The following is a 21,521-nucleotide window of genomic DNA, read 5'->3' as shown; positions in this document are numbered from 1 at the left end:
CCTCCCCTACTCAGCGGTTACGCCGATCAATAAAACTCAAGGCCTGGTACAGCGCCTGCATTCGCGGCAGTTCGCAACCGGCAGCCTTGGCAGCTGCCAGTGGCCGGGCATAGATCGCCGCCAGTTCCAGCGGGCGTTTGTGCACATGGTCGTGGTACATGCTCGGCAGGTAGTCGTCCATGGTTTCGGTCATGGTAAACATCTGCTCGGCGTAGCTTTGGGGGATGTCATGACCACAAGCGTGGGCGCCCTGCACCACTTCGGCCATCAGCGCCTGGATCAGTTCGCGGCTGGACTCGTCCGCCATCATGGCCGTGGTGCCGGTGCCCAGTAATACCGAGAGGCCATTGTAGGGCACGTTCCACACCAGTTTGTGCCAACGGGCCTGATGCACGTTGGCCATGGCCTGGGACTCGATGCCGGCCTGGTGAAACAGCGCGGCACCGGCTTCGACAATGGCCTTTTGAAGGGCTTCGTCATTGGCCGCCGTGCCACTGTGATAACCCAGGTTGACCCGGCCCAACGCCTGATGCTCGATAACGCCGGGGGCCGAACGGTGCACGCCGATGTAGCACAGGCCACCGAGCAGGTGCAGCGACGCTGGCAGGTGTTCACGCAGGCTGTCTTCGACATCGAGGCCATTTTGCAGCAACACAACCTTGGCACCCGGCGCGGCCACCTGGGCGAGGGTCGGGGCCAGCTCGACGTTGCCGGTCGACTTGGTGCCCACCAGCAGCCAGTCGCACGGCGGCATATCGGCAGCACGGGCGTAAGCCTGCACCGGGTGCAGGTGCAACGGGCCATGCACCGTGCTGTTCAAGTGCAGGCCGTGCTCACTGACGGCCGCGTATTCACTGCGCAACAGGAAGTGCACATCGAAACCGGCGCGTGCCAGCATCAAGCCGTAGAAACCACCGATGGCACCGGTGCCGATAATGCCGATCCGTGGCGACTGGGGTGTAACTGCTGTCATGGCAAATCCTCAGGTGGACGGGTGAGTGCCTGTTTTACTGCATCAGAAATGTCGTCACGCGTAAGACGTGTCTGTATTTGCCCAAGGAATTGACCCTCGCACACCACGAACAGCGCCGGCAAATGAAAGATCTGGTAGCGTTCAACCGCCCCACCGTTATGCCCGGCGTCCACCCAACACAGCCGATCCACTGGCAACGGCCAACCCGGCAACTGCTGGCGCGCCCACCGGCAACTGGAACACCCATGGCTCGTAAACACAACGAGCGAAATACCTGGCAATCCCAGCAATCGCTGGTCAATATCCAGGTCGGTCAATTCCAGTTCCTTCACTATACTGCTGCCACCGCCGTCAATTGGACGGTGCTCGGAGTCCGTGTACATGGGTCGTTTTTTACCTCACCCTGATGATGTCGCTGTCGAGTTAATCCAACGCCCCTCTCCTGCTATCCCCCGCCAACGCCTGCACATCAGCGGCCTGGGCGGCATCGCCTGCCATTGGCCACGTGCCTGGCGCGAAGGCACTGCGGTTGATCTGCACATTCCTTCCCTGGGTGCCAGCGCGCGTTATCCTGGCTACGTGGCGTGGTGCCGCAAGGTGGAAACCGGCTACCGCGTCGGTATCTCGTTTACCGACGAACATGCCTTGTTCGGTGCACGCATGGGTGAGCAAGCATGCCGGATAGAGCGCTACTGCCGCCAGCACGAAGATGCCGAACCGACACCCCAGCAACTCGAAGCCCTGGCCCGCGAGTGGGTATCGCGCCATGCCAACGAGTTCTCCCATGAAGCCTTTGTGGCGCCAGCGCTGGATTAAAGCGGGCTTTGCCCATTGTCGCGGGCCCGTGTTACGCGCTAAGGTTCCTCCCCCCTGCATTCAAATCATGCTGTGCTCCGCCGCACGGGGATGGCTGGCGGCCGGCACCCGTGACCCTGACGAGTAACACGATGGCTGATTTACCGATCAATGACCTAAACGTCGAATCCAACGAGACCCTGATCACGCCCGATCAGCTCAAGCGCGAAATCCCTCTGAGCGACGCTGCCCTGCAGACCGTCACCAAGGGCCGCGAAGTCATCCGTGACATTCTCGACGGCACCGACCACCGCCTGTTCGTCGTCATCGGGCCTTGCTCGATCCACGACCTCAAGGCTGCCCACGAGTACGCCGAGCGCCTGAAAGTGCTGGCGGCGGAAGTGTCCGACACCCTCTACCTGGTGATGCGCGTCTATTTCGAAAAACCGCGCACCACCGTCGGCTGGAAAGGCTTGATCAACGACCCGTACCTGGACGACTCGTTCAAGATCCAGGACGGCCTGCACATTGGTCGTCAGTTGTTGCTGGACCTGGCGGAGATGGGCCTGCCCACCGCCACCGAAGCCCTGGACCCGATCTCCCCGCAGTACCTGCAGGACCTGATCAGCTGGTCGGCCATCGGCGCACGCACCACCGAATCCCAGACCCACCGCGAAATGGCGTCCGGCCTGTCTTCGGCAGTGGGCTTCAAGAACGGCACCGATGGCGGCCTGACCGTGGCGATCAACGCGCTGCAGTCGGTGTCCAGCCCGCACCGTTTCCTGGGTATCAACCAAGAAGGTGGCGTGTCCATCGTCACCACCAAGGGCAACGCCTACGGTCACGTGGTGTTGCGCGGCGGCAATGGCAAGCCCAACTATGATTCGGTCAGCGTTGCCCTGTGCGAACAGGCGCTGAACAAGGCCAAGATCAAGCCGAACATCATGGTCGACTGCAGCCACGCCAACTCCAACAAGGACCCGGCCCTGCAGCCGCTGGTGATGGAAAACGTGGCCAACCAGATCCTGGAAGGCAACCAGTCGATCATCGGCCTGATGGTCGAGAGCCACCTGAATTGGGGTTGCCAGGCGATTCCAAAAGACCTGGCCGACTTGCAGTACGGCGTATCGATCACCGATGCCTGCATCGACTGGGCCGCCACCGAAAACACCCTGCGCAGCATGCATGCCAAGCTCAAGGACGTTCTGCCTAAACGCAAACGCACCTGACTTTAAACTGCGCACACAAAAACGCCGGGCTAAGCCCGGCGTTTTTCATGGTGTTGTTTACGGTTTACAGCTTCGCGGCATGGCGCTGGTGGCGCTCCATGTAGCGTTCGACGTAGGAGCAGGACGGGATCACCGTGTAGCCAGCCTCTTCGGCGAACTTCAAGGCTTCCTCGGTCAGTGCCGCCGCAATCCCCCGGCCCCGCAGTGCGTTGGGCACGAAGGTCCGATAGATATCCAGGGTCTGTTTGCCGAGGTCCATATAGGTCAGATAGGCACGATGACCGTCCACATTGGTCTCGAACTGATGACCAGCCTGGTCATGGTGGATGGACAACGCCTCGCTCATCACTACTCCTCGCGGGTCTTGGTTTCTGACCCCTACCTTACCGATGTTTTTCCGGCGAAGGAACATCTACGCCACCCCGTGCCGGTTTCGACAACGAGAAAACCCTGAGCGCTCACAACCAGCACGTAGGGAATAGTAGGCACCAATCCTGCAATTGCTCAAGGCGCACTCGTCATCCCCTGCCGCTGGTGGATATAGAAAGGGCTCCGATCAACCGATGATCGAAAGCCTGAACATTGCCGGCAGTTGAACCTTAAGACGAACAGGCGCTCTTAAAGTCACCTCTACATGCGTAAAAGATGCAGGACAACGCAAAGCCATGCTGAACGTAAGTGTCAGCACGGATATATAAATTTTCATCTGTTTACAGGGCTTAACACATGCGGGCCGGCCCTTTCAGCCTGGATCCAATTTTCGCCTGTATGAAAAAAATTGGACGGTTTTTATACAAACCTCCAAAAGATTAGCCAAAATAGATTCGACGCGAGAATTTTTTTTGCTTCTTGCGCTACGTCAGTTTACTTACTACAAGTAATGGGTAGTATGTACGCCGGCTATTGGCTCACTCTGGGCGAACTAGCCATCTAATAGAAAGTCCTTGAAGGGGAACACGATGAACAACGTTCTGAAATTCTCTGCACTGGCTCTGGCCGCAGTTCTGGCTACCGGTTGCAGCAGCGTCTCCAAAGAAACCGAAGCACGTCTGACTGCAACTGAAGACGCAGCAGCTCGCTCCCAGGCTCGTGCAGACGAAGCCTACCGTAAAGCTGATGAAGCTCTGGCTGCTGCTCAAAAAGCACAACAGACTGCTGACGAAGCTAACGAGCGCGCTCTGCGTATGCTTGAAAAAGCTAGCCGCAAGTAATAATCCCTCGGGGTTGTTATCAAGCCGATCCATTTATGGGTCGGCTTTTTTATTGCCTGGGGTTTGTGCCCGAATCGCGGGCAATAAAAAGCCCGCCGTAGCGGGCTGTTGATCAAACAGCGTTACTGCTGCAGATCGATCGGCGCACTGGCGGCCACCGAGGCTGCGCCAGGCACGCCGATTTCCGTCGGCAAGCCGTCTTCCGCCGCAACCACGTCACGCACCTGGTCCCAGTTCACGCGCAATTGGTTGGCCAAGTCTTCACGCTTGAGCAAAGCGTTGATGACGGCGGTGTGTTTGTCGACCACCGACGGGGTCCCGTCATCATTCAACGGCGTATGCGCTTCAAGGTAGACCTTGCCGCCACTGCGACCGAACTTGTAGGCATCGTTGATGATGCGCACCGACGTCCCCACCGGCACCATGCCGGCCATCTCCAGCACGTTATTGTTGAACATGCGGAAACAGCCGTGGCTTGTACGCGTGCCGATACCAAATTTCATGTTGGAACCGTGGATCAGGTAACCCGGCGTGCCCAGGGTGAACTTGAACGGGCCCAAGGGGTTGTCCGGGCCGGCTGGCACCACGTTGGGCAGTGGGTCACCATTGGCGGCGTGCTCGGCCTTGATCGAGGCTGGCGGTGTCCAGGTCGGGTTGGGCGTCTTGGCAATGATGCTGGTGTGGGCGATGGGCGACCCCCAGCCCTCACGACCGATTCCCAGCGGGAAGGTGTAGACCACGTTCTGGCCCTTGGGGAAGTAATAGAGCCGGTATTCCGCCAGGTTGATCACAATGCCTTCCCGAGGACCGGGTGGCAGGATGAAACGCGTCGGCAGCACGATCTCGGTACCCGCGCCCGGCAACCAGGCATCCACGCCGGGGTTGGCCGCGACCATCTCCGAGTACCCCAGGTCATAGGTGGTGCCCAGGTCGGCGAAGGTGTCTTCGTACTTGGCCTTGATCACCTGGACCTGACCGACGATGTCCTCACCTGGTGGCGGCAAGGGCAACTGCAAGGCTGAAGCAGAACCGGCGGCACAGAGTGCAGCAAGGGACAGGCAGCAGGTGACGACGGAAAGGCGCGACAACATCCGGAAAATCCTTCGCAGAACGACGGGTAGGTAAAAGACGATTGTATACGTGAAGCGCGCTTCTAGCTGCCCCCTACAGCTCGAAACGCAGCTCCGGCCAGATCGGCGGCGTGCCACGTTTCTGCGACTCCAGGATGGCCCGGCACAGCGGGCACAGGCGCTGGTCCTGGAAGATCGAACGATCGACCCGCGACCAACGCGGTTGCGCCGGCAATAGGGTGCCGCACAACGTGCGATCGATGGAGCCGCCCAGTTCCAGTTGACGCGCCACCAGATGCACCCGCACTTCCTGGCAGGCGAACAGATCCAGCTGCTCGTCCGGCTCGATCAGTTGGTAGTTAAACAGGGACCAGGCAGGACGCGACATCAGGGGCTCCAAATCGGGGGGGCGCCACCTTAGCCGAAAGCCTGCCGGTAGAAAAGCGTCATAGCAGCGGTTTTAGCGTCGGCCAGACATTTTCCAGCAACTTGCCCTGGGCGCCGACCGCCGGGTGAAGTTGATCGGCCTGCATCAGCTCCGGATGACCACCCACGCCATCGAGAAAAAACGGCACCAGCGGGACGTTTTTTTCCTTGGCCAGCACACCATAGACTTCGGCAAATGCAGTGGTGTATCGCGGGCCATAATTGGGTGGCAACTGCATCCCCAACAACAACACCTTGGCCCCGCCGGCCTTGGACTGGTCAATCATCGACGCAAGATTTTGTTGCAATTGCGCAGGCGGCTGCCCGCGCAGGCCATCGTTACCGCCCAGCTCGATCACCACCACGTCCGGCTTATGCTCTGCAAGCGCCGCCGGCAGCCGCGCCAAGCCTCCGGCACTGGTGTCGCCACTGATGGAGGCATTGACCACTTTATCGTCGAAACCTTCCTGCTTGAGCCGTTGCTGCAGCAGGGCAACCCACCCTTTGCTGGTATCCAGGCCGAAACCGGCACTGATACTATCGCCAACGATCAGGACTGTACCCGCCGCTGCGTTCTGGGCCATGCACATCAAGGCCAGGCCAGCACTCAAAAACCACATTCGCATCGGATTCTCCATGGGCGCAAGCATTCTCACCGCGCGGAACCTTAGCAAAGTGGTTCCCAGCGCGGAAGGTGAACTGACTATCCTGCACGAACTGAGCCTGGAACTGAACAAGGGCGATAGCCTGGCTATCGTCGGCAGCTCCGGTTCCGGCAAATCCACCCTCCTGGGCCTGCTGGCCGGCCTCGACCTGCCCAGCAGCGGCGAAGTCACCCTCGCCGGGCAAGCCCTCAGTACCCTTGACGAAGACCAGCGCGCGCGCATTCGTGCCGAGCATGTGGGCTTCGTGTTCCAGTCGTTCCAACTGCTCGACAGCCTCAACGCGCTGGAAAACGTCATGCTGCCGCTGGAACTGGACGGCCGCAAAGACGCCCGTGAGCGCGCCCGGCACCTGCTGGAACGCGTAGGCCTGGGCCAACGCCTCACCCACTCGCCACGCCAACTCTCTGGTGGCGAGCAGCAACGGGTGGCGATTGCCCGCGCCTTTGCCGCAGAACCGGACGTGCTGTTTGCCGATGAACCCACCGGCAACCTCGACAGCCACACCGGCGAGCGCATCAGCGACCTGCTGTTCGAACTCAACAAAGAAAGCGGCACGACCCTGGTGCTGGTCACCCACGACGAGCGCCTGGCCCACCGTTGCCGACGCCTGATCCGCCTTGAAGCCGGCCTGATGGTCGCGCCCCTGGAGCCTTGATGGCACGTTTGCCGCTGTTGCGCCTGTTCAGCCTTGCCATGCGCCAATTGCTGCGCGATGCCCGCGCCGGCGAATTGCGCGTACTGTTCTTTGCCCTGTTGGTGGCTGTGGCCGCCAGTACTGCCATCGGCTACTTCGGTGCGCGCCTCAACGGCGCGATGCTGTTGCGCGCGACCGAGTTCCTCGGCGCCGACCTGGTACTCGAGGGCAGCTCGCCCGCTCGCCCCGAACAAATCCAGTCGGGCACCGAGCTGGGCCTGGATCACGCCCGGGTGGTGGAATTTTCCAGCGTCATTGCCACCGATAACGGCATCCAGCTGTCCAGCATCAAGGCCGTCAACGAGCAATACCCCCTGCGCGGTGAACTGAAAAGCGCTGCCGCGCCTTTTGGCGATGAAACCGCCGGTGGCGGCCCGAAACCCGGTGAAGCCTGGGTGGAAGCCCGACTGCTGACCGCGCTGGACCTGAAAGTCGGCGACAGCATCGACGTAGGCATGAAGACGCTGCGCCTGGCCCGCGTGCTGACCTACGAGCCGGATCGCGCGGGTAATTTCTACAGCCTCACGCCCAGGGTGATGATCAACCTGGCAGACCTGGACGCCACCGGTGTGGTGCAGCCCGGCAGCCGCGTCAGTTACCGCGAGTTGTGGCGCGGGCCGCAGGGCAGCACCGTGTTGCAGACCTATCGCGACCTGGTCAAACCGGGGCTCGCCGCCAACCAGCGGTTGCAGGATTCACGGGACGGCAACCAGCAGATCGGCGGCGCCCTGGGTAAGGCCGAGCGCTACCTGAACATGGCCAGCCTGGTCGCGGTACTGCTGGCCGGTGTGGCCGTGGCGCTGTCGGCCAACCGCTTCGCCACCCGACGTTTCGATGCCAGCGCATTGCTGCGTTGCCTGGGCTTGTCACGGCGTGAAGCCATGTTGTTGTTCAGCCTGCAACTGAGCGTCCTGGGGCTGCTGGCGAGCCTGACCGGCGCCGTGCTTGGCTGGCTGGCGCAGTTTGGCCTGTTCTATTTCCTCCACGACCTGCTGCCGGCGGATGTTCCACCCGGCGGGCTGCTACCGGCAATTGCCGGGATCGGTACCGGGCTGGTCGCCCTCGCCGGTTTCGCCCTGCCGCCGCTGGCGGCACTGGGGCGCGTACCACCGCTACGGGTGCTGCGCCGCGACCTGCTGCCGATCCCTTCCAGCACCTGGATGGTCTATGGCGCAGCATTGTTCGCACTGGGCCTGATCATGTGGCGCCTGAGCCTCGACCTGGTGCTGACCTTCGCCCTGCTCGGCGGCGGCGTGGTCGCCGCGCTGGTACTCGGCGGCTTGCTCCTGCTGTTGTTGCAAAGCCTGCGTCGCCTGCTGGCTCGCGCGTCCCTGCCCTGGCGTCTGGGCCTGGGGCAACTGTTGCGTCACCCGCTGGCAGCGGCCGGCCAATCCCTGGCATTTGGCTTGATCCTGCTGTCCATGGGCTTGATCGCCCTGCTGCGGGGTGAGTTGCTCGACACCTGGCAAAACCAGTTGCCCAAGGATGCGCCCAACTATTTCGCCTTGAATATCCTGCCAGCCGACAAGGATGCCTTTGGCGCCCGCCTGCTGGAACTGCAAGCGCAATCCGCACCGCTGTATCCGGTAGTGCCGGGGCGTTTGATCAGTATCAACGGTGAACCCGTACAGGAAATTGTCAGCAAGGATTCCAGCGGTGATCGCGCGGTGCAACGCGACCTGAGCCTGACCTGGGCCGCCGACCTGCCGCCGGGCAACGCCCTGACCGCGGGCTCGTGGTGGTCACAACAACCCACCGATGAAATCCCTGGCGTCTCTGTCGAAGCCAAGGTGGCGCAAAGCCTCAAGCTCAAGCTCAACGACCACCTGGTGTTCACGGTGGGCGGTGAAAACCGTGAAGCGCGGGTGACCAGCCTGCGGACCATCAACTGGGATAACTTCCAGCCCAACTTCTTCATGATTTTCCAGCCGGGCACCTTGAAGGACCTGCCGGCCACCTACCTGACCAGCTTCTACCTGGCACCTGGGCATGACCAGCAGATCGTCGACCTGTCCCGGGCGTTCCCGGCGGTGACCATCCTGCAGGTCGAGGCGCTGTTGGAGCAGTTGCGCAGCATCCTCGCCCAGGTGACCCTGGCGGTGGAATATGTGCTGCTGTTTGTGCTGGCGGCAGGGATGGCGGTGCTGTTCTCCGGCCTGCAAGCCACCCTGGATGAACGCATTCGCCAAGGGGCACTGCTGCGTGCACTGGGCGCCGAACGCAAGTTGCTGGTCAAGGCCAGGCGTATCGAGTTCGGCTTGCTGGGTGCGGTCAGTGGCCTGCTCGCGGCGTTGGGCACGGAGCTTGTGACCTTCGTGCTGTACCGTTACGCGTTCGACCTGGCCTGGCACCCTCACCCATGGCTGTTGCTGCTGCCGGTAATCGGTGCGGTGCTGATCGGCGGTGCCGGTGTGTTCGGCACCCGCCGCGCACTGAATGCCAGCCCCCTGACGGTATTGCGCGAAGGGTAAAACGCGATGGGCCCGCATTCCTCACAGAATGCGGGCCCATTTCGCTCACTTCACATATTCGATCCCGGTGATCCACCAGCACACTTCACCACTCGGGGTCTGCACCATGGCTTCGTCGTCCACTTCCTTGCGCAACAGTGCACGGGCCATGGGGGAATCGATGGAGATGTAGTCCATCCGGTCATAAATCTCGTCATAACCGACAATACGAAAACGCTTGGTTTCGCCCTGCTCGTTCTCGATATCCACCCAGGCGCCGAAAAACACCTTGCCCTCCTGCTCGGGCATGTACTCCACCACACGCATATCCTCCAGGCGCTTGCGCAGGTAACGCACGCGACGGTCGATCTCACGCAGTAGTTTCTTGTTGTACTGGTAATCGGCGTTTTCGCTGCGATCCCCCAGCGAAGCGGCCCAGGTCACTTTGCGCGTGGTGTCCGGGCGCTTTTCACGCCACAGGTAATCCAGCTCCTTCTTCAGCGCTTCATGGCCTTCTTTGGTAATCAGCTTGGTACTCAAACGCTCGCATCCCCAGGCAATATCCATAATTGCCGATACACCCGGGTTTAACACCCGAGCCTCGACTGGCTGGCGTTGATCATAAATGAACCCGTGAAAGTAGCCAGACCAGTCTAGCTGTCCAGTGATTGATCCAACTCAATCAGCATGCCTCGCAGGTTCTGACGCAAGCCCGACATCTTCGACATCATCGCCTTGAGGGCTTCGCTTCTCTGGCTGACCGCAAGCGACTGATCATGCAATTGAGCGGTGCGTTGCTCCAGCGCTCGAGCTTTTTCATCCAACTGGCTTTGTTCCTGTTGCAGTCGCGCCTGCCACTGCTCAAGCGCTGTCTCCCGCTCGGTTGCAGCGAGTTTCTGCTGGGTCAGCTCCTGTGCGACGCGGGCAAGGTTGGTCAACGTGCTGTCGACTTCGAACAATGTACTGTGGTCAGTGGATGCCGGGGGGGTCAACTGCGTCGGCGTACTCGGCTCAGCCGAGACAGTGGGCATGGCCTGAACCGCGATGACCGGTGGTGCGACGGGTGCCTGTCGGGGCTCTTCAACGGGATCTTCCTGTACAGGCAACCGAGGCAGCTCGGCTGGGCCTGGCTCTTTCGGTGGGGCGACCATTTGCGACGAAAAACGAATGGACGGCACGATCACTGAGGCGCTTTCGATCGCCGGCAGCGTCGGCGCGGACATGCCCAGCGTGATCACTTTCATGACCAGCGCTTTCTTGATAATTACCGAATGATGTTCCTCAGGCCGCGCAGGCGGCAACTTGCAGCCCTTTAAATCGATAAAATGATAGGCCACTTGGGTTTCGGTAACGCCTCCCGCTTTAACGCCCGAAGCAGCCACTGTCAGTATTTGTTTGAAAACATGTAAGGCCGTCTGCAGATCGTCCCTGGACTCAACCTCTCCAAGAAAGTAGCGGTCGGCTTTCTTACGCAGGGCAGCGATATAGACCCTGGAACTTCCCGGCTCTACTTCTTCATCCAGGCTGTAGACAAGAAAGTTTGAGGCAGCCTGACCTACAGCAAAACCACAGAGCAATGCGCCGTTAACCGGAGCATCCTGACCGTCGCGTTCAAGAACAAGAGTACGTAGCAACATCATGGCAATCAGGCCTCATCGTGCAGGACAGAAAGTTTATATAAACAGCCCAATAAACATTCAGGAATTTGACATTCAAAAACACAACACATTGTTTCAGTGACCCACGTGCCGCACACGTAGGACTTCTCTTATAAATATTGATCGACGTTCCCAAAAACGACCATTACCCGTACCCTTTTTTAAATTCCCTTACGTCATGCCAAACTTATTCGGTAAAAAAATGATCGAAATAAGCAATCTGACAAAACACGCGGGCAACTCGATCATCCTCAGCGACTTTTCTTTCAGCGCCAACCAACAGGAATGCCTGGGACTGTTTGGGCAAGACGCTACCGTCAAAACAACACTACTCGATGTCATAGCGGGTTCGACACCGCCCTCCAGCGGCGTAATAAGCATCCAGGGTTTCAACATGCAAACCCACCCATTGAAAGCAAAGCAACTTATCGGCTATCAACTTGCCAACGATCCCGGTCACCCAACTATGTCCGTCAAGACATTCCTCGGGTTCATCGCCGCCCTACGCGGCTTCCACGGCGCCGATAAACGCACGCGGTTGGAGCATGCTGTAGCACGACTGGAGTTGTTTGCGGTGCTCGATGCCCCCCTCGACACCCTCTCCATCGACTGGAAACGTAAAGTCGCAATTGCCCAGGCCATTCTGCATGGGCCCGCACTATTACTGCTGGATGAACCCACGGACGGACTCTCGCCTGAGCAAAAACCCGCGTTCAGGGCACTTATCCAAGCATTGACGCAGGAAATGACGGTGATCGTCGCCTCTCGTCATTGCGATGAGTTATCCGATTTGTGCACGCGTGCACTGGTCATTGCAGGCGGTCGCCTGGTGGCCGATACCGCCCTGCCCGACCTGCAGCGCGACTCACGACACTTCCAGGCAGTCACCCTCACCGCAGAGAGCCCACTGGATTTGCTGGCTCTGGCCGTGCTGCCAGGAGTGGCAGGCATTGAAGAGCATCGGCATGCGCCCGGTACGGTGACTGTCCTCGCCATGCCCGGGCACACCATTTATCCCCATATCAACACGCTGATTGCCAGTCGCCGCTGGAAAATCAATTCCCTGAACCTGGAACCGGGTCGCCTGAATGATGTGGTCCACCATCTTAGCCAGGAGGCGTCCGCTTGAAACTGTTGCCGATCGTTCTGATACGCCAGCTCGCCAGTTACGCCCGCACACCCAGTACCTACTTGAACATTGCAATTTTCTTGATGCTGTCAGTGGCCTTGGGGCTGTACACAAGCCCCTGGCTGGAAAAAAACAACAGTGACCTGCACGTATTTTTCCAGTTCCACCCCTGGCTATACTTGCTACTGATCCCCGCCCTGGCGACGCAATTATGGTCCGATGAAGCCAATAAAGGGTTTCTGGGTCTGATGAAAACCCTGCCCGTTACAGCATTTGATTGGGTTGTCGGAAAATTCCTCGCTGCCTGGTTCGTTGCAAGCACTGCCTTGCTGATGACATTGCCGCTCGTGGTCATTGCGAACTATCTGGGTGAAGCAGACAACACTGTCATCGCCTCGCAATTTCTAGCGAGCTGGTTGTTGGCGGGCAGTTACTTGTCGGTCGGCTGCTTTATTTGCGTACTGGCTCATCAACGCACCGTCATTTTCCTACTGACGCTGGGGTTATTGCTGATTGCCAGTGGACTTTCTTCTTTATTGGATGCCCTTGAACACCAAGCCCCTATAGGGCTGCTAGACACGCTGGCCTCACTTAGTCCTGCGTTGCGATTCAACAGTATCGACGATGGAAAGCTCACCCTTCGCGACACGCTTTACTTTATTAGCATGATCTTCGCCTTTCTCTCTGCGACGACAGTCACGCTCAACTACAAACACAGCTGAGAAGGGAGTTCTTAATGCGGCCCACTCTGCGCACCGGCATGACACTCATCGTAATACTGTTGACGTTCCTGGCTTTCAATTTGGTGTGGACCGCTAAACTTCCTAATGTACGGTGGGATGTTTCCGAGCAAGAAATTCATACTTTATCGCCAGCCGCTCAACAACTGCTCTCATCCCTGGAAAGCCCGGTGGACTTGTACTACTTCAATTCAAATAACCACCCGAAAAGAAGCTACGCCGAAAAGCGCTATGGCAAACGCATCGAGGACCTGCTCAGAGAGTGCGAAGACGCGGCCGCAGGCATGATCAACCTGCACCTTATCGAGCCAACCCCTTTTTCGGAAGACGCGTACAAAGCCAAGCTATCGGGCCTAGATGACAGCACAGGGTTCATCGGGCTCATCGGCACTCGTGCTGGTCACGGGGTACGCCGTATCGGGTCCTTCAGGCTCGAACAAGCGCCCCTGCTCGAGTACGAAATCGGCCATCTGCTCTATAAGTTGCAGTCCCCAGCGAAGCCGACTGTCGCGCTGCTGTCAGGGTTGGCGATAAACGAATCCGCGGGGCGACTGATGCAGGAACTGCAGCGAGAGTTCGATCTGGTCACTCTCGAATCGACTGCCACGCAGGTCCCCGAACACGTAAAAGCGTTGATGGTTGTGCACCCACGCCTGTTATCGGAACGAACGCTGTATGGGATTGAACAATTTGTACTGAAGAGGGGTAAGTTGATGATGTTTCTCGATCCCTTGAGCGAGCAACGCGCAAACGCCCCCCCTGCCAATACGCGACTGGACGAGTTGCTGGCAGCCTGGGGTATTCAGATGCCGGCGGACAAGCTGCTGGTCGATTACCTCTACACGCCTTGGGATACAGCGAGCGCCCCCAATCGAGCCAGGTTGAACCTGCCCCGACAGGCGATGACCACGAACGACGTCAGCACCTGGAACCTCAACACGGTGACGGTATCGAGCAGTGGTGCCCTCCTGCAGCTTAATAAAAGTCGCACAGCCTTCACCCCTTTGCTGCAAAGTTCTGAGCAATCCTTGCTGCTGGATGCCAACCACCTGCCACCCACCACCACGCTGGACACCTTGATAGATGCAGCTTCGAAACAGGAGCACCGTCATGTCATCGCCGCGCGCATCGAAGGACCGAGCCATTCGGTGTTTCCCGACGGCATCAAGGGACAGCCGCCCGGTTTGCAGGACGCAGCGCACATTCACGTGGTGGTCGTTGCAGACACGGACATGCTCACGGACAAGATCAGTACCTCGGCGCCTGACGGCAACGCGCTGTTCGTCCTGAACACATTGGACAACCTCTCCGCGCCAGACACACTCGCCGCTGTTCGCCCTCGCGTTCCCCCGCAAAAGTCTCCGACACTTCTGGAGGGTATGCGCGAAGCCGCGAAAAAGGCCTATCGCCTGAACGCCAGCGAACTGGAGCGACGCCTGCATCGGACGGAGCAGGAATGGCTACGGTTGAGTCCATGGGAAACAACCCTCGGCACCCAGTCCGTGGATACCACCACGCAACTACAGGCACTCAACAAAGAACGCCTGCGCCTGCCCATGGAGCTGCATGCTTTGCAGCGCGAAGCTTATGGCCAAGTGCGAAGCCTGGAATGGGCCATCAAGCTGACCATGATCTTTGCGATACCGCTGACGTTATGCCTGATCGCCTTGATGGTCTTTCTGGGCCATCGTCGACGTCAGCTGCGCGCGGCCAGCGCAGCTCACTGACTGCTCAACGACGGGCGATGAGCCCTTGGCGGGCAATGCGGGTCAGATGGCGGATGACCTCATCCGCATCGCTGGCGCTGGGGGCCTGGATCACCGCGAGGTCAAAACTGTTGCTGGCAAACCGCGCGAGGGAATCGCCATCTTCCACAAATTGGATCAGGAATGCCGAGGGGCGGCCCGTACGACGCGGCCAGCCATCCAGGTAACGCAACAGCGTCGGCTGGTGCTTGCCGCCAAGAAGGATTTTCGGATTGCGTTGCGTGAGGTCCGCGGTGATCGGGGCCAGGCGTATCAGGGGGCGTAGTGCATTCATCGTGTCGTGTCTCTGCCTCAAAAGTCTGCGGGCAGGTGAGAGGCAACACCGAACCAGCGCTTTAGCGGAATTTCGAAGCATGGAGCATGCTTCTGTCGGGACCGATAACGATCACCCATGGCGCCCCGCAATTAGCTGTTTAAATCGGCGCATGAGCGGCATCCTAGAGAAGCCGGTGGGGCGGTGTCAAGAATCCCGAGCAACGAAAAGGCCCGCGCATGGCGGGCCTGTTCAGGGTGTGGCAGAAGGATCAGTGGGCGATGGCGCGGTCAGCGGAGAGTTTGCCAGCACCTTCGAACAATACCGCGAGGGAGCCGCCGAGCAAGGCCAGGGCGAACTCATAACCGTTGTTGGCCATGAACAAACCGTTATGGATGTGCACCGAGAATATCGCCACCAGCGACAGAATGGTCAGGCCCAATGCCGCAGGGCGAGCCAGCAAGCCAATGATCAGCGCCAGGCCGGCGAAGAACTCGGTACCGCCCGACAGCAGCGCCATCAGAGTACCCGGCGCCAGGCCGATGCTTTCCATCCACTGGGCAGTACCCGCCAAGCCGTAGCCGCCAAACCAGCCGAAGAGCTTTTGCGAACCGTGGGCGGCAAAGATGATGCCGACAACGATGCGCAGAATGGTCAGGCCGTAACCGGCGCGGGTGGACAGAATGCTTTTGATCAGTGGGCTCATGGTGATAATCCTTTTCAAAGTAGGGGTTGGTTGGCCGCTATATTAATCAGTTTAAGCAATGATAAAAGCCGAAAAAATGCCTGATTAATATCGATATAATCGATTACTTCCGTGAGGCGACTTTCGGCGCTGGCGGCTCCAGGGACTCCCGTTCCCGGTCGAACGCCAAGTAGTACTTATTGACGCTATTAACATAGCTGACGCCGCCCATCCCTACTTGCTCCATGGCAATGCGTTCAACCTGGAAGAACCACTGATTGGGGTTGAGCCCCCGGCGCTTGGCTTCGGTGCGCATACCCTGCACCCGTTCCGGACCCATGTTGTAAGCCGCCAGCACAAAGGCCATGCGCTCGCGTTCGTTAAGCTTGGGGCTGGCGAAAAACTTGCGGCGGATCATCGCCAGGTAACGCGCACCGGCCTGCACATTACTGTCGAGATTCTCGATATTGTTGACCCCTACTCGTTGCGCCGCCGAGGGCGTGATCTGCATCAGGCCGGTCGGCCCACCGCTGTTGCGTGCGCCGGGGTCCAGCGCAGATTCCTTGAAGGCCAGGGCGGCCAGGTTGAGCCAATCCATGCCCTGTTCGCGGGCATGCTTTTGCAAGACCGGACGCAGTTTCTCCAGGCGCTGGCGGTCGACGCGGGCCAGTGGATTGCGCACTTGATAGAGGCGACGGTAGATGCGCTGGAACGCCACATCCTGGTCGGAAGGCGTTCGATAGGTCTTGAGGAATCGGTCAATGCTCGCCCGCAGCATCGACGCGTCCTGGCGCACAAACCAGTACTCGTCGCCCGGTTCGCTAATCGCCACTTGCTTGTCGAAGCGCAACTTGGGCAGGATTTTCGACCAGCGTTCGGCAATCGGTTTCTCGACAATAGTCAGGTGGAAAATACCCGCCTGGACCATCTCCAGCACGTCTTCCACGGCCAGGGTCGGGTCCACCCACTCCACTTTGATGGGGGGCTGTTTGTGCAGGGCCAGCTTCTGGTTGACCTGGCTGATGGCATCCGCCGCCGCACTGCCGGTGGTCAGCGCCAGGGTACGGCCCGACAGCTGCTCCAACTTGGTAAAACGTCGTTCGCCCTTCACCCCCACCAACCACAACGGTACATCGCTGGCAATCGGGTCGCTGGTGCTGATCTTGTGCACGGCCTTCACATCGAGCAGTTCACCCGGCGCCACCAGGTCGCCTTCGCCACGGGCCAACGCGCCGAGCAACTGGTCCTTGGCTTTGGGAATGATCTTGAGGTTGATTTCCTGGCCATCACGGGCATGACCATTAAGGTACTGCTCGAAGGCGCGCAGGCGATGGTATTCGACACCGATGGCCTGGCCTTGCACCTCACCGGAGCTGTTACGGCTCTGGTTGACCAGTACGCGCAGGGTACGGCTGGAGCGAATTTCTGCCAGATCGCGGACCTTGCCAGGCTTGGTCACTTCCAGCGGCCCGTCCAGACGCGCAACCGCCGCCATGGGCAGCAGCAACGTCAGGCACAACATAAGCAACGCCGAGGGTCGGATCATCCGCTCTCCGGAAAAGAATACTGGCCAACGCGCTCGCGAAAAACGAGGCGGTGGGTGTCAGAAACAGAGCGCTTTATGCGCTGGCAAGGCGCGCAACGGTGGCAGGGTGGAGGGCGTCTGGCCGACCACAATGTCACTTGCGACGTTCAAAGACAGCTATAACTCGTTGTAGTTCTTAGTTTTTCTTATAAATCTACAGCTCTGATATGCTTTCCGGCCGCAGGCGGAGATAGCACCATGCAACTCATTGATATCGGCGTCAACCTGACCAACCCCAGTTTCGACGAGAAGCACCAGGCCGTACTCGAGCGCGCCTACGCCGCCGGCGTGCAGCAATTGGTGCTCACCGGCACCAGTGTCGAGGGCAGCGAACAGGCCCTGGAGTTGTGCGCAAAACTGGATGAAAGCGGCCAGCGCCTGTTCAGCACCGCCGGCATCCACCCCCATTCCGCCAGCGACTGGAATAGCGACAGCACCCAGCGTTTGCGCGCTTTATTCAATGAAACCCGTGTACGCGCAGTGGGTGAATGCGGGCTGGATTTCAACCGGGACTTTTCACCGCGCCCACAGCAGGAAAAAGTCCTGGAACAGCACCTGGCCCTGGCCGTCGAGCTGAAATTGCCGGTGTTTCTCCACGAACGCGACGCCAACCAGCGCCTGCTGGACATCCTCAGGGACTACCGCGACCACCTCACGGCCGCTGTGGTGCATTGCTTCACCGGCGAACAAGCGGCGCTGTTCAGCTACCTCGACCTCGACTTGCACATCGGCATTACCGGCTGGATCTGCGACGAACGCCGTGGGACTCACCTACATCCGCTCGTCAGGGAAATTCCCCGTGGTCGCCTGATGTTGGAAAGCGATGCGCCCTACCTGCTGCCGCGGACCCTGCGTCCCAAGCCAAAAAATGGCCGCAACGAGCCTGCGTATCTGCCGGAAGTGCTGCGCGAAGTCGCCCTGCATCGCAACGAGAGCCTGGAAGACCTGGCCCATCACAGCACCGCCTGCGCTCGGCGCTTTTTTGGCTTGCCCGACGTGGAGTAATGCGGTGCATTGACCCATGTCAAAACCGTTTTCCGGGATAGCGGCACAATAATGGCACCTTGCCAATGCTGTTTCCGCTATCAGAGAAAACCTTCCATGGGTGCCTGGCTTAGCAATATCTCGCTGAAGTACAAATTCTGGGCCGTCAACGCGGTCGCCTTCATTACCACCCTGCTGCTGGTGCTCTACGCCGTGCAGCTCGAACAACAGGCCCGCAGCGATGCCTCCCGGGCCTCGGCGCAGGCCCAGGCGCACCTGCTCGGCGCCTGGCCAGCCGGCGAAGCACTGCCCAAGGGCGAACACTGGCTGACATTCAAGCGCGGCCAAGTCCCACAACTGGCGGGTCAGGATCTGTCAGCCCTGGGCAGCACACTCGGCTGGGTCGACATCAATCACATGCCATTGTTCGGCGAGAACCCGTTGATGGGGGCCGAAGTCAACGCGTGTCCAGACGGCCAATATGTCGCCGTGCTCGCCTATGCGCCCAGCCTGACCCAGGTATTCGGCGAGCGCTTCGCCAACTACGCGGTGGCGGTGTTGATCCTGATGCTGGCGATGCTCGGCGCCTCGCAATTGCTGATTCGCTTCCTGCTCAGCCAACTCAATACCCTCAAGGACGTCATGCTGCACGTGGAAAAAACCGGCGACCTGTCAGCCCGCGTCCCCTTGGCGTGCAAGGATGAAGTCGGCCAGATGGCCAGCGCCTTCAACGCGATGCAAGCGGGCTACCAGCGCGTCGTCAACACCGTGGCACACACCGCCAGGCAACTCGATGAAGGCGCGGCGCGGCTGGCCAGCAGCATGAACGAAGTGCAGCACGGCATGCTCGGCCAGCAGAGCGAAACCGACCAGGCGGCCACCGCCATCAACGAGATGACCGCCACCGTCTACCACATCGCCCAACACGCCGGCGCCACTCGGGATCTGTCCCAGACCGCCGACACCCTCGCCGGCAGCGGTCGGGAAGTGGTCAGCCGCGTCCAGCGCTCCATTGCCGGCCTGTCCACCGGTGTGCAACAAACGGCCGAGATGATCCAGAAACTCGCCGAGGACAGCCAGAAAATCAACGGCGTGGTCAGCGTGATCCACAGCATCGCCGAGCAGACCAACCTGCTTGCCCTCAACGCCGCCATCGAAGCCGCCCGCGCCGGAGAAATGGGCCGGGGGTTCGCCGTCGTCGCCGACGAAGTGCGCAACCTGGCCAAGCGCGTGCAAAGCTCCACTGACGAAATCACCCGCATGGTCTCGGCGCTGCAAGCCGGTACCCGCGACGCGGTGGACTTCATGCAGGAAAGCTCATTCAAGGCTGACGACTGCGTGCAGCAAGCCCAGGAAGCCGGCGCCGCACTTGCCGAAATCACTGGCGCCGTGGCGCAGATGCGCGAGAGCAACACCCAGATCGCCGTCGCCGCCGAACAGCAAAGCCACGTCGCCGAAGAAATGAACCGCGCGGTCGTGAGCATTCGCGACGTTACCGAGAACACCGTGCAACAGACCGTGGACTCCGCGACGACCAGCAATGAACTGGCAACGCTGGCCGGGGAACTGAGCAAGGCGATTGGGCAGTTGAAGCTGTAGGACTGTTCAACCTGTAATCCACCTCCTACAACAAAGCCTCGGTAAGCCCGAGGCTTTGGCGAAGCTTCCTACCCATCCCAGCGAATAAAGCCGACTTCTTTCCCCTACCAACCTCTCCAAAGTCTCTCGCCTGATCAATCAGCGCGAGGGACCGCCGATGCACCTCTCACTCAGTGCCCCACTCAAGGGGCCCGCCTCATGATGCCGGCTATCGCCAAGTTCGTCCTGTCGCCCATGAATGGCAACAAGCCGGACGTCGATAGCGTGTTTCACGACTTCCGACATTGCCTGAATACTTTTAACGAGTGGGCCGAGCACTTCTGGAGTGGTTCGGTACTGGAAGTCGAGCAGGTGTTCAAGGTCGGGGAAGAGGTTTCCCTCGTCGCTGCCGCATCGTCCAAAAAACCCAGTCGCGCGGTTGTCACCTGCAAGGCCCAGGGCTCGTTAACCCTGGTGCACATGTTCGAGAGCACGCGGTTTGTGCCCATTGGCAACACACCGGTGATGCTGCAGGCCATTGCTGCAGACGGCAGCCACATGGGCCCGCCCATCCATCGAACGATTGGGCCGAGCGGCATTCTTGAAATCAAAGACTGCCCTCGCGATCAACGTTATCAAATCACCTTCTACCCCAATGTCTCCAAGGATCATGTCAAGGCGCTATATGCGTCTTATCAGTCGGTCATCGTGGGGCTGGAAGTCGGCCTACGTGATGAGTGGAAGAAGACTTTCAAGCCGCAATGGCGCGACTTCGCCAACGCTACGCCGTTCGAGCGCAGCGCGATGCAAGGCCTGGCGCTTTCAAACGGGATTGCCAAGGCGCTCTACAACCTTTGGGACAACTTCACCCAACTGTACGAGCTGTTGGCGGATATCAACGCTAATAGCCAGAAGTTGTTGCATTACCTCTCGCAGGCCGAGCTCACCGAACTGCTGAAACTGGGCAAAGACACCATCGCCCAGGGTCTGCTTGTGCTCAGCGATGAGCCGCTGCTGTTTATCTATCTGTCGGCCATGGTCGCCTGGATACGCATGCTGCCGCCGCCGCAGATGTATGAATTGCTGGGCGAGCTTACCGGCGAGGTGCTGATCAACCTATTCCTGGTCTGGGCGACGCGGGGCATGGGGGTTCAGGTTCGCCTGGGTATGCAGGTGTTGGGGACCATCAAGTCTGGCCAAGCACGCAAATGGCTGGAGAGGCTGGCCGATCAACTGGTCGGACCTCGGTTGGAAGCGCATGTCGAAGCGGCCAAACCGTTGTTGCTGGGGAGCGCGGGGACACCGATCAAGATGATTCCGGATGCGCCGTTGAAGGCTGGGGACCAGTTGGTTTCCAACCCGGTGCCGGTGGTTCGGGACAAGGCCACGCAACAGACGGTGTTGGTGCGGCAAGAGCCCGTGGATGACGTGCCGGCTGTTGCTAAGAACCCGGCTGGGGATGCGGCCGCCTCTTCTGATAAGACAGCCACTAACGGCTGCCCGGTGTCGATGGTCACGGGCGAAGAACTGCTGACCCTCACCGACGGTGCACTGGACGGGATTTTGCCGTTTGAGTGGACCCGGTTGTACCGCACCAGTGCGGTGGAAATGGATTGCGGGTTGGGGTTTG

Annotated in this window: 22 protein-coding genes; 11 read left to right on the top strand and 11 right to left on the bottom strand. The window is 59.7% G+C overall.

Features of this window, described 5'->3' with window-relative positions; genetic code table 11:
- Nucleotides 1-10: 10 nt before the first annotated feature.
- Both KHP07_RS23805 and KHP07_RS23800 read right to left on the bottom strand, forming a co-directional pair.
- Nucleotides 11-973 (bottom strand): putative 2-dehydropantoate 2-reductase, encoded by a 963-nt coding sequence (locus KHP07_RS23805; RefSeq protein WP_214498134.1) that lies wholly within the window; start codon nt 971-973, stop codon nt 11-13.
- Nucleotides 970-1,356 (bottom strand): YbbN family protein, encoded by a 387-nt coding sequence (locus KHP07_RS23800; protein ID WP_214498133.1) that lies wholly within the window; start codon nt 1,354-1,356, stop codon nt 970-972. The genes KHP07_RS23805 and KHP07_RS23800 overlap by 4 nt, the downstream gene beginning before the upstream one ends.
- Between KHP07_RS23800 and KHP07_RS23795 the strand changes: the two genes are divergently transcribed.
- Together KHP07_RS23795 and KHP07_RS23790 are read left to right on the top strand one after the other, a co-directional pair.
- The gene (locus KHP07_RS23795; RefSeq protein WP_214498132.1) at nt 1,355-1,789 is read left to right on the top strand and encodes a PilZ domain-containing protein; all 435 of its coding nucleotides are present in this window, start codon (nt 1,355-1,357) and stop codon (nt 1,787-1,789) included. The two genes, KHP07_RS23800 and KHP07_RS23795, sit on opposite strands and share 2 nt — an antisense overlap.
- 131 nt (nt 1,790-1,920) lie before the next feature.
- Nucleotides 1,921-2,997, top strand: coding sequence for a 3-deoxy-7-phosphoheptulonate synthase (locus tag KHP07_RS23790; protein ID WP_016975370.1), 1,077 nt, complete (start codon nt 1,921-1,923; stop codon nt 2,995-2,997).
- A gap of 64 nt (nt 2,998-3,061) precedes the next feature.
- Here KHP07_RS23790 and KHP07_RS23785 read toward each other — a convergent pair whose 3' ends face one another.
- Nucleotides 3,062-3,343, bottom strand: coding sequence for a GNAT family N-acetyltransferase (locus KHP07_RS23785; RefSeq protein ID WP_003189869.1), 282 nt, complete (start codon nt 3,341-3,343; stop codon nt 3,062-3,064).
- Between the two features lie 613 nt (nt 3,344-3,956).
- Between KHP07_RS23785 and oprI the strand changes: the two genes are divergently transcribed.
- Nucleotides 3,957-4,208: an outer membrane lipoprotei OprI gene (oprI, locus tag KHP07_RS23780; RefSeq protein WP_003172710.1), complete on the top strand. Its 252-nt coding sequence runs from the start codon at nt 3,957-3,959 to the stop codon at nt 4,206-4,208.
- A 122-nt stretch (nt 4,209-4,330) separates the two neighbouring features.
- Here oprI and KHP07_RS23775 read toward each other — a convergent pair whose 3' ends face one another.
- The 3 genes from KHP07_RS23775 to KHP07_RS23765 form a co-directional block, all read right to left on the bottom strand.
- On the bottom strand, nt 4,331-5,299 hold the full coding sequence (locus KHP07_RS23775) for a L,D-transpeptidase family protein (protein ID WP_078047546.1): 969 nt from the start codon (nt 5,297-5,299) through the stop codon (nt 4,331-4,333).
- Between the two features lie 73 nt (nt 5,300-5,372).
- The gene (locus KHP07_RS23770) at nt 5,373-5,666 is read right to left on the bottom strand and encodes a hypothetical protein (RefSeq protein WP_010211879.1); all 294 of its coding nucleotides are present in this window, start codon (nt 5,664-5,666) and stop codon (nt 5,373-5,375) included.
- Nucleotides 5,667-5,724: 58 nt separating this feature from the next.
- Nucleotides 5,725-6,330, bottom strand: coding sequence for an arylesterase (locus KHP07_RS23765; protein ID WP_016975368.1), 606 nt, complete (start codon nt 6,328-6,330; stop codon nt 5,725-5,727).
- Nucleotides 6,331-6,340: 10 nt separating this feature from the next.
- Between KHP07_RS23765 and KHP07_RS23760 the strand changes: the two genes are divergently transcribed.
- Together KHP07_RS23760 and KHP07_RS23755 are read left to right on the top strand one after the other, a co-directional pair.
- Entirely contained in the window at nt 6,341-7,024 is a 684-nt protein-coding gene (locus KHP07_RS23760; RefSeq protein ID WP_005786391.1) for an ABC transporter ATP-binding protein, read from the top strand.
- Entirely contained in the window at nt 7,024-9,534 is a 2,511-nt protein-coding gene (locus KHP07_RS23755) for an ABC transporter permease (RefSeq protein ID WP_099492391.1), read from the top strand. The genes KHP07_RS23760 and KHP07_RS23755 overlap by 1 nt, the downstream gene beginning before the upstream one ends.
- Before the next feature lie 45 nt (nt 9,535-9,579).
- Here KHP07_RS23755 and greB read toward each other — a convergent pair whose 3' ends face one another.
- Entirely contained in the window at nt 9,580-10,053 is a 474-nt protein-coding gene (gene greB, locus KHP07_RS23750) for a transcription elongation factor GreB (protein WP_078047544.1), read from the bottom strand.
- Nucleotides 10,054-10,166: 113 nt separating this feature from the next.
- The gene (locus KHP07_RS23745; protein ID WP_214498131.1) at nt 10,167-11,153 is read right to left on the bottom strand and encodes a hypothetical protein; all 987 of its coding nucleotides are present in this window, start codon (nt 11,151-11,153) and stop codon (nt 10,167-10,169) included.
- 220 nt (nt 11,154-11,373) lie between these two features.
- Between KHP07_RS23745 and KHP07_RS23740 the strand changes: the two genes are divergently transcribed.
- The 3 genes from KHP07_RS23740 to KHP07_RS23730 are packed head-to-tail and all read left to right on the top strand — an operon-like array spanning nt 11,374 to nt 14,767.
- Entirely contained in the window at nt 11,374-12,300 is a 927-nt protein-coding gene (locus KHP07_RS23740) for an ABC transporter ATP-binding protein (protein WP_214498181.1), read from the top strand.
- Complete coding sequence (locus tag KHP07_RS23735; protein ID WP_214498130.1) at nt 12,297-13,022, top strand: ABC-2 transporter permease; 726 nt, start codon at nt 12,297-12,299, stop codon at nt 13,020-13,022. Before KHP07_RS23740 ends, KHP07_RS23735 begins: the two co-directional genes overlap by 4 nt.
- A 14-nt stretch (nt 13,023-13,036) precedes the next feature.
- A complete protein-coding gene (locus KHP07_RS23730) occupies nt 13,037-14,767 on the top strand; it encodes a Gldg family protein (protein WP_214498129.1) in 1,731 nt (576 codons plus the stop codon).
- A 4-nt stretch (nt 14,768-14,771) separates the two neighbouring features.
- Here the strand turns inward: KHP07_RS23730 and KHP07_RS23725 are convergent, their stop codons facing one another.
- The 3 genes from KHP07_RS23725 to KHP07_RS23715 all read right to left on the bottom strand — a co-directional run bounded on the left by KHP07_RS23725 (nt 14,772) and on the right by KHP07_RS23715 (nt 17,290).
- Nucleotides 14,772-15,080 (bottom strand): hypothetical protein, encoded by a 309-nt coding sequence (locus KHP07_RS23725; RefSeq protein WP_025859183.1) that lies wholly within the window; start codon nt 15,078-15,080, stop codon nt 14,772-14,774.
- A 250-nt stretch (nt 15,081-15,330) separates the two neighbouring features.
- The gene (locus KHP07_RS23720; protein ID WP_078047539.1) at nt 15,331-15,765 is read right to left on the bottom strand and encodes a DoxX family protein; all 435 of its coding nucleotides are present in this window, start codon (nt 15,763-15,765) and stop codon (nt 15,331-15,333) included.
- Between the two features lie 103 nt (nt 15,766-15,868).
- Nucleotides 15,869-17,290, bottom strand: coding sequence for an MltF family protein (locus KHP07_RS23715; protein WP_100491223.1), 1,422 nt, complete (start codon nt 17,288-17,290; stop codon nt 15,869-15,871).
- A 237-nt stretch (nt 17,291-17,527) separates the two neighbouring features.
- On the opposite strand from KHP07_RS23715, the gene KHP07_RS23710 reads away from it, so the two are divergent.
- The 3 genes from KHP07_RS23710 to KHP07_RS23700 form a co-directional block, all read left to right on the top strand.
- Nucleotides 17,528-18,334: a TatD family hydrolase gene (locus tag KHP07_RS23710; protein ID WP_214498128.1), complete on the top strand. Its 807-nt coding sequence runs from the start codon at nt 17,528-17,530 to the stop codon at nt 18,332-18,334.
- A gap of 96 nt (nt 18,335-18,430) precedes the next feature.
- The gene (locus tag KHP07_RS23705) at nt 18,431-19,912 is read left to right on the top strand and encodes a methyl-accepting chemotaxis protein (RefSeq protein ID WP_214498127.1); all 1,482 of its coding nucleotides are present in this window, start codon (nt 18,431-18,433) and stop codon (nt 19,910-19,912) included.
- A 198-nt stretch (nt 19,913-20,110) separates the two neighbouring features.
- Nucleotides 20,111-21,521 (top strand): DUF6531 domain-containing protein (locus KHP07_RS23700; RefSeq protein WP_250883710.1); only part of this gene is annotated, 1,411 nt, incomplete at its 3' end.

It is taken from the genome of Pseudomonas sp. VS40, assembly GCF_018587885.1.
Lineage (GTDB): Bacteria > Pseudomonadota > Gammaproteobacteria > Pseudomonadales > Pseudomonadaceae > Aquipseudomonas > Aquipseudomonas pergaminensis.
The sequence above is the reverse complement of the archived record's forward strand: the minus strand, read 5'-3'. Positions and strand labels throughout refer to the sequence as shown.

What these genes read in the sequence shown, in the direction of transcription:
- KHP07_RS23805 (WP_214498134.1), bottom strand. Translation starts at nt 973, where the DNA reads ATGACAGCAGTTACACCCCAGTCGCCACGGATCGGCATTATCGGCACC.
- KHP07_RS23795 (WP_214498132.1), top strand. Translation starts at nt 1,355, where the DNA reads ATGGGTCGTTTTTTACCTCACCCTGATGATGTCGCTGTCGAGTTAATC.
- KHP07_RS23800 (WP_214498133.1), bottom strand. Translation starts at nt 1,356, where the DNA reads ATGTACACGGACTCCGAGCACCGTCCAATTGACGGCGGTGGCAGCAGT.
- KHP07_RS23790 (WP_016975370.1), top strand. Translation starts at nt 1,921, where the DNA reads ATGGCTGATTTACCGATCAATGACCTAAACGTCGAATCCAACGAGACC.
- KHP07_RS23785 (WP_003189869.1), bottom strand. Translation starts at nt 3,343, where the DNA reads ATGAGCGAGGCGTTGTCCATCCACCATGACCAGGCTGGTCATCAGTTC.
- oprI (WP_003172710.1), top strand. Translation starts at nt 3,957, where the DNA reads ATGAACAACGTTCTGAAATTCTCTGCACTGGCTCTGGCCGCAGTTCTG.
- KHP07_RS23775 (WP_078047546.1), bottom strand. Translation starts at nt 5,299, where the DNA reads ATGTTGTCGCGCCTTTCCGTCGTCACCTGCTGCCTGTCCCTTGCTGCA.
- KHP07_RS23770 (WP_010211879.1), bottom strand. Translation starts at nt 5,666, where the DNA reads ATGTCGCGTCCTGCCTGGTCCCTGTTTAACTACCAACTGATCGAGCCG.
- KHP07_RS23765 (WP_016975368.1), bottom strand. Translation starts at nt 6,330, where the DNA reads ATGCGAATGTGGTTTTTGAGTGCTGGCCTGGCCTTGATGTGCATGGCC.
- KHP07_RS23760 (WP_005786391.1), top strand. Translation starts at nt 6,341, where the DNA reads ATGGGCGCAAGCATTCTCACCGCGCGGAACCTTAGCAAAGTGGTTCCC.
- KHP07_RS23755 (WP_099492391.1), top strand. Translation starts at nt 7,024, where the DNA reads ATGGCACGTTTGCCGCTGTTGCGCCTGTTCAGCCTTGCCATGCGCCAA.
- KHP07_RS23745 (WP_214498131.1), bottom strand. Translation starts at nt 11,153, where the DNA reads ATGATGTTGCTACGTACTCTTGTTCTTGAACGCGACGGTCAGGATGCT.
- KHP07_RS23740 (WP_214498181.1), top strand. Translation starts at nt 11,374, where the DNA reads ATGATCGAAATAAGCAATCTGACAAAACACGCGGGCAACTCGATCATC.
- KHP07_RS23730 (WP_214498129.1), top strand. Translation starts at nt 13,037, where the DNA reads ATGCGGCCCACTCTGCGCACCGGCATGACACTCATCGTAATACTGTTG.
- KHP07_RS23725 (WP_025859183.1), bottom strand. Translation starts at nt 15,080, where the DNA reads ATGAATGCACTACGCCCCCTGATACGCCTGGCCCCGATCACCGCGGAC.
- KHP07_RS23720 (WP_078047539.1), bottom strand. Translation starts at nt 15,765, where the DNA reads ATGAGCCCACTGATCAAAAGCATTCTGTCCACCCGCGCCGGTTACGGC.
- KHP07_RS23715 (WP_100491223.1), bottom strand. Translation starts at nt 17,290, where the DNA reads ATGATCCGACCCTCGGCGTTGCTTATGTTGTGCCTGACGTTGCTGCTG.
- KHP07_RS23710 (WP_214498128.1), top strand. Translation starts at nt 17,528, where the DNA reads ATGCAACTCATTGATATCGGCGTCAACCTGACCAACCCCAGTTTCGAC.
- KHP07_RS23705 (WP_214498127.1), top strand. Translation starts at nt 18,431, where the DNA reads ATGGGTGCCTGGCTTAGCAATATCTCGCTGAAGTACAAATTCTGGGCC.